Genomic DNA, 11,677 nt, shown 5'->3' on the forward strand with positions numbered 1-11,677 from the left:
AGGTGGCGGTGTCGCGGCGCGGTGGGGGAGAGGACAGGATGGCGGGATGCTGCGGAGTTTTCAGGTGACCAACCACAGATCGCTGGCGGATCGGCAGGAATTGCGATTGAGCCGGGGGAGCGGACCGGTGGCGGTGCCGGTGACAGGGGTGCACGGCGCGAGCGCCGCCGGGAAGACGAGTCTGATCGATGCGCTGGGCCACATGCGCGACGCGGTGCTGAATTCGGTGACGGGGTGGGATCCGTATGCGGGGCCGGTGCGGTCGCCGCATCTCGGCTTCCCCGATCGGCCTTCGGAATACGTGGCGGGGTTCGTTGCCGAGGGCGTGCCTTACACCTATGGCTTCGAGCTGGACAATGCCGATGTCGTGGCGGAGTGGTTGCATGCGCATCCGCGCTCGCGCAAGCGAATTGTGTTCGAACGCAACGGAGAACAGATCAAGATCGGGCCGATGTTCGAGGCCGCGCGTTTTGGCATCGCTGCGTTGATCCCATTGGTGCGTCCGAATGCTTTGTTGCTCAGCCTCGCCGGTCAGATGTACGCCGAAGCGCTGGTGCCCGCCTATCGGTGGTTCTCCTCGATGCTCGAGGTACAGCAAGGCCCGACGGCGGCAACGGCGGTTGCCCATCGACTCGGCAGCCATGCCTCGGCGTCCGGGGAGAATGCGGTGCGCCTGCTCATGCTGCTGCGCACCGCCGATCTCGGCATCACGGATCTGTTGCTCGCGGAGAACGACCCGCTGTACGCCGATTACCTCCGGGACCTGGACGGCGATATCGCCGCGACCGCCGAACAGCTGGAGCTATGCGCTTCCTCGCCCGGTCACGCCGACAACTTGTTGCGGGAGAACGGGATCACCGAGCTCATGCTCGACCGTGAACTGAGCAATGTGAAGTCGGCGCGCGATGCCCTCTACGCCAGGATGGTGGCCCGCCGCGGCGTCGGGCTGAGCCTGGTGCACGCCGGTATCGACAACGCCTTCGACATCACCGACGAATCCACCGCCACGCTGTCGCTGCTGCGCCTGCTGCCTGCCATGTTGGATGCACTCGATGCCGGCCGTGTGCTCGCCATCGATGACATCGGCGCCGACCTCCCGGCCGAGGAGACCGACCGTCTGATCCAGCTTTTCCAGAACCCGGAAACCAATTCCCGTGGCGCGCAACTGATCTTCACCACCAACAACCGGGCTCTGATCGATCGGGGCAACGGCCGTTCGCAGCGAACGCGCACCGCAGTCTGGCAGGTCCGGCGCACCGAAAACGGCGCCAGCGAGCTCGTGGCTCGGTAGCCGCTGCAGGGGTGTGGTCGTCGATCACACTGCCTGATCAGCGGCACCATCGTCGAACGCACGTGGGCAGACATTCGCATGATCCAGGCGGACAGACCGTGTTCGCCGTGGTGTGATCGGTTGCGGCGCCAGGGCCAATAGCATGGTTGACATGCTGGAGCTCGGGATGCTGCTGATCATGGTCACCGCACTGGTCGGCTGGTTGGTGATCTACCTGCGCGGACGCCGAGGGATCGAGTCCACACAGGCCGAAACGGGTTCGCTGTACCTCACCGGGGTGAGCCCACGCCCCGATGCCGTCGGCGAGCAGTTCGTGACCATCACCGGCAACCTGACGGGGCCCTCGGTCCTCGGCACGGTGGTGTACGGCCGTTTCGTCTGGGACACGAACGAGTGGCCGTCGATCGGCGATTACCTCACGGTCGTCTACCCGCCGGGCAAACCGGAACGCTTCCAGCTCGCCGACCCGACCGCCCGTCCCGACCTCGGCGGCTGATCGCCGCGTGGCCGCGAACGCAGGCTGTGAGCTGCGGCACTGCGGCTCGGCTGTGACGCAGCACGCTCGGCGGCGAATGGGAGGATGCCGGTATGAACGCTGCCGGCACGGATGTGAAGGACGAGGTCGTGGTTCGGATCGCCCGACCGGACGAGTACGACCTCATCGGCGAGCTGACCGTCGAGGTGTACGTCGGCGAAGGGTATGTAGTCCCCGGCAGCCCCTACGCCGCGGAGCTTGCCGACATCACGCATCGGGCAGCGTCGGCGCAGGTGCTGGTTGCCGCGCACGGCGATCGCGTTGTCGGGTCGCTGACGGTGGCTCGGCCCGGCACGCCGTATGCGGAGATCGCTCGACCGGGGGAACTCGAGTTCCGGATGCTCGCGGTCTCGAAGACGGCGCGCGGACTCGGCGCGGGAACGATGTTGGTGCGCACCGTGATCGAGATGGCGACCGCGGAATCGTTCGGCGCGGTGGTGCTCACCACGATGCCCGCCATGGTCGATGCCCGCCGCGTCTACGATCGCTTCGGATTCGTCCCTGTGCCGGAACGGGATTGGCGCACTCCCGCGGGCGAGCAACTGACCGTGCTGGGCCTGCAGCTGTCCTAACCCAAAACGGTCGCGACGATGCCGGCGAGGTAGCCGAGCCGCGCGACCTCGGAGGGGCGGAAGTCGGGGCCGCCGGGTCGTCCGAGTAGCAGGACCTTGCCGGTGTTGCCGAGCGGTGCCGCGGCCAGCTTGGTGTCCATATCGGTCCAGATCTGCGGGACCCACTCGGCCTCCGGATCGAGGACGGCGGGCTTCTCCAGCGGCATCCATGGCGCCGAACCGGCCTGGGTCTCGGGAGCGCTCGGGCTGCCGACAACGCGGTAGGCGCCCTGTGGGCCCATGTCGATGACGGTGCTCCAGCCCACGCGCAGCACTCGGGGCACGCCGTCGACGAGCACCTGTAGGCGGTCGTCACGGGCGCTGGCGACCTGGTCGATCAGCTCGAGTTCGCGATGCGTGTCGAGCACGCCGGAGTACGGGCGAATGGAATCCACGCGGACATCAGGGATGGATTCGGCGGCGGTGATCAACGTGTCGGGTAACGCGCCCTGCGGCACTTCGACGACGAGGTCGTCGATCGCGAAGCCCGCCCCGCGCTCCACGACATCCAGCGACTGTATGTCGGCGCCGACGGAGCCCAGTGCGAGCGCGAGCGCACCCAGGCTTCCCGGTCGATCTGGAAGTTGCACGCGGAGCAGGTATGACACGTGCGTTCCTTTCCTTGGCAGCCGAGCGTGGTGAACGGATACCCGGGTCACGCAATACTTACACCCCGGAGTGCCGGTTATCGACTCGAGGACCGTCGGGTGATCGATACCACTCGGCGATTTCGGGCGAATGCGGCGTGTCACGCTAGTACGCGAGGTGTGTCGTCGTGCGTCCGGCTCCTGTGGAAGCGGGCCGCCGTCGAGTCGCTAGGCTGTGCGTGGCCTATTAAGCACGCTCAACAATGCCGAAAGGGGTTCCGCGGTGCCCGCCATCTCCCGCGACGAGGTCGCACACCTCGCCCGGCTGTCCAGGCTCGCCCTGTCCGAGTCCGAACTGGATCAGTTCGCCGGTCAGTTGGATTCGATCCTGAGCCACGTGCGGACCATCTCCGAGGTCGCCGCCGCCGATGTCCCCGCCACTTCCTCGCCCGATCCGGCGACGAACGTGACCCGCCCGGACGCGGTCGTGCCGTGCCTGACTCCTGGGCAGGCGCTGTCGGGCGCCCCCGCGGTCGAAGAGCAGCGGTTCCTGGTGCCGCAGATTTTGGGAGAGGCCGAATGACTGAGCTGACGACGCTGTCCGCGGCCGAGCTGGCAGGCAAGATCCACGGCGGCGAGGTGTCCTCGGTGGAGGTCACCCAGGCGCACCTGGATCGGATCGCGGCGGCCGACGGCGAGATCAACGCGTTCCTGCACGTCTCGGCGGAGCAGGCGCTCGGCGCCGCGGCGGCGGTGGATTCCGCGCTGGCCGCGGGCACCCCGCCTGCCTCGCCGCTCGCCGGAGTTCCGTTGGCGCTCAAGGACGTGTTCACCACCACCGACATGCCCACCACCTGTGGATCGAAGATCCTCGAGGGCTGGGTCTCGCCGTACGATGCGACGCTGACCACCCGGCTGCGTGATGCGGGTATCCCGATTCTCGGCAAGACCAACATGGACGAGTTCGCGATGGGCTCCTCCACCGAGAACTCCGCGTACGGCCCGACCCGTAATCCGTGGGACACCAGCCGGATTCCCGGTGGCTCCGGCGGTGGTTCGGCGGCCGCGCTCGCCTCGAATCAGGCGCCGCTGGCCATCGGCACCGACACCGGTGGATCGATCCGTCAGCCCGCCGCGGTGACGGCGACCGTCGGCACCAAGCCGACCTACGGCACCGTGTCCAGGTACGGCCTCGTCGCCTGCGCCTCCTCGCTGGACCAGGGCGGCCCGTGTGGGCGCACCGTGCTCGACACCGCGCTGCTGCACGAGGTGATCGCCGGGTACGACCCGCGCGACTCCACCTCGCGCAAGGTGTCTGTACCGCCGGTGGTCGCCGCGGCGCGCGAAGGCGCCAAGGGTGATCTGCGCGGGCTGAAAGTCGGTGTGGTGAAGGAACTTCACTCCGACAGCTACCAGCCGGGTGTGATCGCCTCGTTCGATGCGGCGGTCGCGGTGCTCACCGAGCTCGGCGCCGAAGTGGTCGAGGTATCGTGCCCGCACTTCGAGTACGCACTGTCCGCGTACTACCTGGTGATGCCGAGCGAGGTGTCGTCGAATCTGGCTCGATTCGACGCCATGCGGTACGGCCTGCGTGTCGCTGACGACGGTCAGCACAGCGCCGAGCAGGTCATGGCCGCGACGCGTGCCGCCGGATTCGGTCCGGAAGTCAAGCGCCGCATCATGATCGGCACCTACGCACTCTCGGCCGGCTACTACGACGCTTACTACGGCCAGGCGCTGAAGGTTCGCACCCTGATCGCGCGCGACTTCGACAACGCCTACGAGAAGGTCGATGTGCTCGTCTCGCCGACCAGCCCGTTCACCCCGTGGAAGCTGGGCGAGAAGGTCGACGATCCGCTGGCCATGTACCTCTCGGACCTGTGCACCCTGCCGACCAACCTGGCCGGACACCCGGCCATGTCGGTGCCCTCCGGGCTGAGCAAGGACGATGGCATGCCGGTCGGCTTCCAGATCATGGCTCCCGCGCTTGCCGACGACCGGCTGTACCGCGTCGGTGCGGCGTATGAGGCCGCGCGCGGACCGATCAGCTAGTACGAACGAAAGCGGGGCGGTCGCTCGAGTCCTCGAGGCTCGGGCGACCGCCCATTTCTCATGCGGGCCAGGTGAATTCGGGGTCGGTGAGATAGTCCTGGCGGCGCTGGTCCAGTGCCATGGCTACCATCTGGTGGGCGCCCGGTCCGATTACCTTGCGCACCGGCGGGTTCGGCAGGTCCACGAGCTCGAGCAGTCCTGCCGCGGCCACTTCGGGCGCCGCCTCCACCCACTCCGATTCGGCGTCGGCCGCAGGCGGCGGTGCGCTCGGGTCCGGGTAGTCCGGCATACCGAGGATGGCCGTGCGGAGCCCTTCGTAGGCGGGCAGGCCGGAGCCGAACTTCATGCTCGACTTCGCCCAGTCGGTATCGAAGCCGCCCATCTGCGCGAGGGTGAGGGAAATCCCTAGTGGCCGTAGCTCGTCCGCGAGAGAAGCGCTGAATCCTTCCAGTGCCCATTTGCTCGCGTTGTACATCCCGAACAGCGGCAGGCTGCCAACCGCGCCGACTGTCGAGATCTGCACGATGTGCCCCGACTTCTGCTCGCGCAGGTGCGGCACGGCAGCCTGTGAAACCCAGAGGGCACCATAGAAATTGGTGTCCATCTGGTCGCGGATCTCGGCCTCGGTCAGCTCTTCGATCGCGCCGACGAGGCCGTAGCCCGCGTTGTTCACGATGACGTCGATGGTGCCGCTCAGCTCGAATGCCCGGTTCACGATGGTGATTACCCGATCGCGGTCGCGAACATCCAGGGGTAGCACGGTCAATCGGTCGTCGACGAGGTCGGCCATGGACTTCGGGTCGCGAGCCGTCGCGACAACGCGGTCACCGCGGCCGAGGGCGGCGACGGTGAAGGCCCGGCCGAGTCCGCGGTTGGCGCCGGTGATGAACCAAGTTCTGGTCACTGTGTCGATCCTTTCATCGCGAGACGCGCCGTCTCGTTGAAGAGAGGATGCCAAGCTGATTCACTCTTGTCAAGACGAGACGGTTCGTCTCGATCCTGGTAAAGTTCGGGCATGATCGACACTCCCAGCGCCGCCCGGCGCAGCGAACGCGCCCGCGCCGCGATCCTCGCCGCCGCCACCGAGCTCATTCGAGAGTTGCCCTACGGGAAGCTGACGGTCGAGGCGATCGCAGCCCGAGCCGGAGTCGGCAAGCAGACCATCTACCGCTGGTGGCCCTCGAAGGGGGCCGTCGTTTTCGATGCCATGCTCGAGCTCTATACCGGCCCGGACGGTCTGGTGCTCCCCGATACCGGTGACATTCGGGCCGATCTGCGCGAACTGGTGCGCGGCGCGGTCGTCGAGCTGACTGATCCCGGCTTCGAGGCGTTCCTGCGCGCGATGTACATCGAGATCCAGCAGGACCAGGAACTCGGCGCGGCCTATCGTGAGCGGCTGCTGCTTCCCCAGCGTGCCGCTATCGCGCAGCGGCTTGCCTCGGGGGTGCGGGCCGGTCAGCTACGCGCCGACCTCGACCTCGACTTCGCCGTCGACCTTTTGCTCGGCCCGATCCAAAGCCGTTGGTCTGTTGGTCTTCCCGGACTGACCGAGGCGTACGCCGACGCGACCCTGGAGGCTGCCCTCGGGCATCTCGGCGCCTGACCGGTCGCGGCGGGGGAGCGTCAGGGCGGCCATGGTCAGGGAGTGTGCAGCGATTCGACCTGCTTGCGGATGCCCGCAGTCATGCCGGCGAAGCCGCGCTCGAGGTTCTTGCCGAGGAGGGCGCTCACCACGGGCTGGAACCAGCCCGCGAGTTCGAAGTGGGATTCGTAGCGGGTGCGCTCGCCGTCCAGCGCGGTGACGGTGTGGGACCGCAGGCTGTGCAGGGCGCCCAGCGGCACCGGCTTCATCGAGTAGCTGAGTTCGCGGCCGGGGGTGTGTGAGCGGATCCATTCACGCTGACGCCTCGGCTTCGCGCCGGACACCTGCACGAGCATGTCGATCGGTTCGCCGGGAACGAGGGTGCTGCGGCATTCGGGGACGAAGGGATTCCACTCACCATAGCGGGCGAGGTCGGTGATCACTTCCCACACCAGGTCGACGGGTGCGTCGATGTCGACGGAGGCGTCGATGACAAAGGCCATGAGGAAAAACTAGAACATGTTTCAGCCGTGGGCAAGCATCGGTATCGTCAGCAACTGCCGAGGGCGGTGCCCTGGTCGGTGCCGTAGCGGTGGCCGTGGCCGGGCGGGGCATCCAGTGCGGCGAGCAAATCGGCGCTGGTCTGCAGGAAGCCGACCACTGGGAGCCACTGCGGAACCGGGGCATCCACTCGGACCCCGGTGAGGTCGGGCGCGCGCCACAGCAGCGACGGTGACCAATGCACCACCGGGTCGGAGCTGTTGGCCAGTACCGTCGCGCCGGCACGGTGCACCTGACCCGCAGGCGGGCCCGCCCAGAGTGCCGCGCAGGTCCGGCGGTCCTGATCGGTGTCGTCGGTGAAGACCGAACTGCCACCGAGGGCACCGAGGCTTTGACCGTAGATATACAGCCCGGGCTTGCGATCCATCGTGCGAACGCGGTTCTCGACGGCAGTGAACAGCGCACGCGCGTAGGCCACCGCTTCGTCGCGACCGAACAGAAAGGTCGCCCAGCTCGGCGCGTAGGAGTACTGCATGCCGACCAGCGCGACATCGCCGCCGAAGCGCTGATAGAAACCGGACACCGCGTTCGAGTCGATCCAGCCCGACCCGGTCGGCACCGCGACGACGATATTCGACCGCTCGAAGCCACCCGAGCGCTCCAGCTCCCGAATCGCGAGGGCTACCCGGGAATCGCGGTCCCGCGCGGAATCCAGGCCGACATAGACACGAACCGGACCGGCGGGCGACCCGCTGACGAACTTGCGTCCCTCGGCCCCGAGCGACGGCCAACTGACCGCCGACTCGGCACTGCCGGACCGGAGCAACGAAACCGGCTGCACCAGCGTGGGATCGACCGTCGCATTGGCGGTGGCATAGACATCACGTCGCCAATTCACCACGGCGGGAACACCGACCAGGTACAACACGGACGCGGCGACAGCGGTCACTGCAACACTGCGCGACCACCCCAGCTTGCGCACGACCCACCCGACGGTTCGGGCGGTTGCGGCACACACGCCGACGATCAGTGCGGCCCCGACTGCGCAGCGCAACCAATAGTCCGATCCGATCGGCACTGTGCCCATCGCCGCGCGCAGCCGGTTCTGCCAGTGGCCCGCCCGCGCGGCGGCACCGACGATCGAGATCAGCGTCAATCCGAGCAGCGGAAGACGAAACCGTGCGAGTGGTCGATTGATGTCGAAGTGGTTGCGGGCCGCCAGGAATCGGACCGAACCCGCGACGCCGAGGGTGAGAGCGACGAAGAGTCCGGTCAGCGCGGACTGCGCTCCCGGCGTGCGCGGGAGCAGTCCCGGAGCCAGCGACATGAGCACACCGGCGCCCACGGCGAGGGTGGTGCCGATTCGTGGCCGAAACGTGCGCTGCACCCTGCCGTTGGCAATTCCCCTCCAACGACCGATCCGCGTGTCCGGCACCGGTGTGCCGGACGGGCTGGTGTCCAACCGCTTTCGGGGTGGCTCGCCCAACGATGTTGCGGTGTTGTGTATGTCGGGTTTTGCGGTTTCGACCGCTGTGGCGGTGGTCGGCGAGGTAGTGGTCGAGTTCGTCACCGCGCAACACCCGCCGCTGCGATTCGATTCACCGATACAGTGCGAATCGGCCGGAGGAGTTTGTGGTCGCCGCCGGTGGTCCTGGTCGGTCGTCGCAGGGACGGAGTGACACCGGCCAGCGCGGCTCCCGCGGCGGCGAGGCCGAGTACGCCACCGCCGATAAGTAGGGCAAGCCACCCGCTGAAACTGCGGTTGGCCTGGGAATCAGCTGTGCTCCACAGTGATTCGGCGACCGGTGCGCCGTAGCCCTGTCGGCGGGAGTTGATGTCGACGAACGTGGATGCGATCGTGGCCATGGCCTGGCAGCGGGCGCGGGAGAAGGGGTCGGTGCGGGTATCGCAGGCCTCGTGCATGTGCAGACCGAGGGTGCTATCGAGGGCCTGCCTGGCCCACGGGCCGAGCGGTTCACCGCGCTGATCGGCGTAGCGCAGTAGGTCGTAGCCGAGATCATGAGCTTTGCATGCGGTGTCGAACTCGGCGGGCAAGGTGACCGGCGATGAGCATTCGCCGCGCGGGTTCGCGAGTAGACCGTCGACGAGGCTGGGCCGGTAACCGAAGCGAGCGGCGAAATCGTCGGGGATGGCGCTGACGGCGTCGGCGTCGCCCGCACTCAGGACCGACACCGCCGCACCCACTACGACGTTCTCCACCGGTGGCCCGGTCACCGCGGCGTGGGTTGCGGGTGCAAGGACAACGGTGGCCGCCATGGTGGTCAGCGCCGCGGCCGTCAGCGCCGCGCCCCTTCGGTAACGAGCAGAACGGGGGCGTGCTTCGGTAGCCGCGGACTCGGTGCCTGCCTGCCGCGCGGTCGTCGGTGTGCTCATGATCCAAGACGCTATGAATCGGACGCACCCACGCACCTCACGCCGAGGTGCGGTTCCGCGGCCCGTGCCGCCGGGGGAGCGGGAGTGTCGCCTCCCTCTCGGGTACTGGGGACGAATTCACCCGTGGGTATGAGGACCGCGACACCCTCGGCTTTCTACTGTCGTAGTCATGAAGCAGAAACGTAGTGTCTCGACCAGGTCGATGAATGCTCGGATGTGGTTCGACGCGTTCACCGTGCTGGTCGCGATCATCTTCTACGCGGTGGCGTGGCCGACTCTGCATCTCACGCACGCGGTGCCGGCGCCGGTGCAGCCGTTCATCGCAGCACTCGCCGCGTTCCCGATTCTGCTCATCCGCCTCAATCCGGCGCTGGGCTGGGCGATCTCGGCGGGGTCCGCGCTGGTTATCGCGCTGGCGATCCCGCATCAGCCCGGCAATGAGATCCCGATCCAAGTGGTGCACATCCTGTGCCTGTTCGCGTTGTTGTTCGGAGTGGCATTGCGGGCGGCGGTTCCGGTCATCGCCGTGGCTTGGGCCGCGACCTCCCTGCTGCTCGCCACCACCATGGCCGATGGCGGCGGTGACCTCGCCGGCTCGGCCTGGGGTTGGCCGATCGCCTTGGCCGCGGTCGTGCTGCTCGCGTTGATGATGCGCTGGCTGGTGCAGTCGCGGGAGCAGTTGCTGCGCAAGGAAGAGGAGAACGAGCTGGAGCGGGCCAGGCGCACCATCCTGGAGGAGAAGGCCCGCATCGCCCGTGACCTGCACGATGTGGTGGCTCACCACATGTCGCTCGTGGTGGTGCAGGCGCAGACAGCGCCGTACCGGGTGGAAGGCGTGACACCGGCCGCCCGCGCGGAATTCGAATCGATCGGCGCCACCGCGCGGGAGGCGCTGAACGAGATTCGCGGCATGCTCGGTGTGCTGCGTAGCGATGGGCAGTTGCCCGAGCATGCGCCGCAACCGAAGGCCGTGGATGTGCTCGGTCTGTTCGAGGGTGCGCGCCGGGCGGGCGTGCACCTCGACTGGACGATCGATGGGTCGCTGGATGCGGTACCGGACACCACCGGCCTCGCGCTGTACCGCATCGTGCAGGAGTCGCTGTCGAACGCGTCGCGGCACGCCCCCGGCGCCCCGGTCCAGGTGATGATCAGCTGTGGTGTCGACGTACATGTGAGCGTCGGCAACGCACCCGGTGCGGTGCCTGCCAAACAGGGCGACAACGGCGGCCACGGTATCGCGGGGATGCGCGCTCGTGCGCTCGCCGCGGGCGGCGAGGTGACCGCGGGCGCGCGCGCCGACGGAGGCTTCGAGGTGCAGGCCCGCCTGCCGCTCGGTCCCGTCGTCGACCTGTCGCCGGATCCGGCCGTCGCGCTCGGTCCCACGATCACCGACCGCTGACGGTCGCCGAGAGTGGGGTCGCCGCGGTTGCCGATTAGGGTGGGCGGGTGGCAATAACGGTTTTGATCGCCGACGATCAGGCGATGGTGCGCCAGGGCTTCGGCGCGTTGCTCGCCGCGCAACCCGATATCAGCGTGGTCGGTGACGCGCCGGACGGGAAAGTCGCAGTCGCCGAGGCCAAACGGCTGCGCCCGGATGTGGTGCTGATGGATGTGCGGATGCCCGAGATGAACGGCTTGGACGCCGCGCGCGCTATCCTCGCGGCCGGATTCGATCCGCCGGTGCGGGTGCTGATGCTCACCACCTTCGACATCGACGACTACGTCTACGAGGCGCTCAGCCTCGGCGCGAGTGGGTTCTTGCTCAAGGACGCACCCGCCGAGGAATTGGTGCGTGCGGTCCGGGTCGTCGCCGACGGCCAAGCGCTTTTGGCGCCCACCGTAACCAGGCGGCTCATCGCGGATGTCACCCGACGCCGCACCGCGACCCGCGCCAAACCCACTGCGGCGCTGGGCTCCCTGACTCCGCGCGAGCGCGAGGTACTCGAACTCATCGCAAAAGGGATGTCCAACACCGAAATCGCGGAATCCCTGTTCGTCGCCGAGCAGACCGTGAAAACGCATGTTTCCAAGGTCTTCTCGAAACTCGACCTACGCGACCGCGCGCAGGCGGTGGTACTGGCCTACGAATCAGGACTCGTCACACCGGGCTGAGCGACACGGTGT

General features: G+C 67.6%; 13 protein-coding genes. 8 read left to right on the top strand and 5 right to left on the bottom strand.

Annotated elements, in window-relative coordinates; genetic code table 11:
- The first annotated feature begins 64 nt into the window (after positions 1 to 64).
- From AB0M74_RS06635 to AB0M74_RS06645, 3 genes are all read left to right on the top strand, one after another.
- On the top strand, positions 65 to 1,291 hold the full coding sequence (locus AB0M74_RS06635) for an ATP-binding protein (protein ID WP_364902376.1): 1,227 nt from the start codon (positions 65 to 67) through the stop codon (positions 1,289 to 1,291).
- A 151-nt stretch (positions 1,292 to 1,442) separates the two neighbouring features.
- Complete coding sequence (locus tag AB0M74_RS06640) at positions 1,443 to 1,787, top strand: hypothetical protein (protein WP_364902378.1); 345 nt, start codon at positions 1,443 to 1,445, stop codon at positions 1,785 to 1,787.
- 92 nt (positions 1,788 to 1,879) lie between these two features.
- Positions 1,880 to 2,398: a GNAT family N-acetyltransferase gene (locus tag AB0M74_RS06645; protein ID WP_364902380.1), complete on the top strand. Its 519-nt coding sequence runs from the start codon at positions 1,880 to 1,882 to the stop codon at positions 2,396 to 2,398.
- Here AB0M74_RS06645 and AB0M74_RS06650 read toward each other — a convergent pair.
- A complete protein-coding gene (locus AB0M74_RS06650) occupies positions 2,395 to 3,045 on the bottom strand; it encodes an amino acid-binding protein (protein ID WP_364902382.1) in 651 nt (216 codons plus the stop codon). The genes AB0M74_RS06645 and AB0M74_RS06650 overlap by 4 nt on opposite strands.
- A 262-nt stretch (positions 3,046 to 3,307) precedes the next feature.
- On the opposite strand from AB0M74_RS06650, the gene gatC reads away from it, so the two are divergent.
- Positions 3,308 to 3,607, top strand: a complete 300-nt coding sequence (gene gatC / locus AB0M74_RS06655) for an Asp-tRNA(Asn)/Glu-tRNA(Gln) amidotransferase subunit GatC (protein ID WP_364902383.1) — start codon at positions 3,308 to 3,310, stop codon at positions 3,605 to 3,607.
- Positions 3,604 to 5,076 (top strand): Asp-tRNA(Asn)/Glu-tRNA(Gln) amidotransferase subunit GatA, encoded by a 1,473-nt coding sequence (gene gatA, locus AB0M74_RS06660; protein ID WP_364902385.1) that lies wholly within the window; start codon positions 3,604 to 3,606, stop codon positions 5,074 to 5,076. Before gatC ends, gatA begins: the two co-directional genes overlap by 4 nt.
- 58 nt (positions 5,077 to 5,134) lie before the next feature.
- Here the strand turns inward: gatA and AB0M74_RS06665 are convergent, their stop codons facing one another.
- A complete protein-coding gene (locus AB0M74_RS06665; protein ID WP_364902387.1) occupies positions 5,135 to 5,980 on the bottom strand; it encodes an SDR family NAD(P)-dependent oxidoreductase in 846 nt (281 codons plus the stop codon).
- A 111-nt stretch (positions 5,981 to 6,091) separates the two neighbouring features.
- On the opposite strand from AB0M74_RS06665, the gene AB0M74_RS06670 reads away from it, so the two are divergent.
- Positions 6,092 to 6,679, top strand: a complete 588-nt coding sequence (locus AB0M74_RS06670) for a TetR/AcrR family transcriptional regulator (RefSeq protein WP_364902389.1) — start codon at positions 6,092 to 6,094, stop codon at positions 6,677 to 6,679.
- 35 nt (positions 6,680 to 6,714) lie between these two features.
- Here the strand turns inward: AB0M74_RS06670 and AB0M74_RS06675 are convergent, their stop codons facing one another.
- The 3 genes from AB0M74_RS06675 to AB0M74_RS06685 are packed head-to-tail and all read right to left on the bottom strand — an operon-like array spanning position 6,715 to position 9,553.
- Positions 6,715 to 7,161, bottom strand: coding sequence for an SRPBCC domain-containing protein (locus tag AB0M74_RS06675; protein WP_364902391.1), 447 nt, complete (start codon positions 7,159 to 7,161; stop codon positions 6,715 to 6,717).
- Between the two features lie 47 nt (positions 7,162 to 7,208).
- Complete coding sequence (locus AB0M74_RS06680) at positions 7,209 to 8,729, bottom strand: alpha/beta-hydrolase family protein (RefSeq protein ID WP_364902393.1); 1,521 nt, start codon at positions 8,727 to 8,729, stop codon at positions 7,209 to 7,211.
- Positions 8,726 to 9,553: a hypothetical protein gene (locus AB0M74_RS06685; protein WP_364902395.1), complete on the bottom strand. Its 828-nt coding sequence runs from the start codon at positions 9,551 to 9,553 to the stop codon at positions 8,726 to 8,728. The genes AB0M74_RS06680 and AB0M74_RS06685 overlap by 4 nt, the downstream gene beginning before the upstream one ends.
- Before the next feature lie 169 nt (positions 9,554 to 9,722).
- Here AB0M74_RS06685 and AB0M74_RS06690 point away from each other — a divergent pair, with 169 nt between their 5' ends.
- The gene (locus AB0M74_RS06690; RefSeq protein WP_364902396.1) at positions 9,723 to 10,952 is read left to right on the top strand and encodes a histidine kinase; all 1,230 of its coding nucleotides are present in this window, start codon (positions 9,723 to 9,725) and stop codon (positions 10,950 to 10,952) included.
- Between the two features lie 47 nt (positions 10,953 to 10,999).
- Positions 11,000 to 11,665, top strand: coding sequence for a response regulator transcription factor (locus tag AB0M74_RS06695; RefSeq protein ID WP_364902398.1), 666 nt, complete (start codon positions 11,000 to 11,002; stop codon positions 11,663 to 11,665).
- The last annotated feature ends 12 nt before the right edge of the window (positions 11,666 to 11,677 follow it).

It is taken from the genome of Nocardia sp. NPDC051463 (genome assembly GCF_040681975.1).
Taxonomy (GTDB): domain Bacteria; phylum Actinomycetota; class Actinomycetes; order Mycobacteriales; family Mycobacteriaceae; genus Nocardia.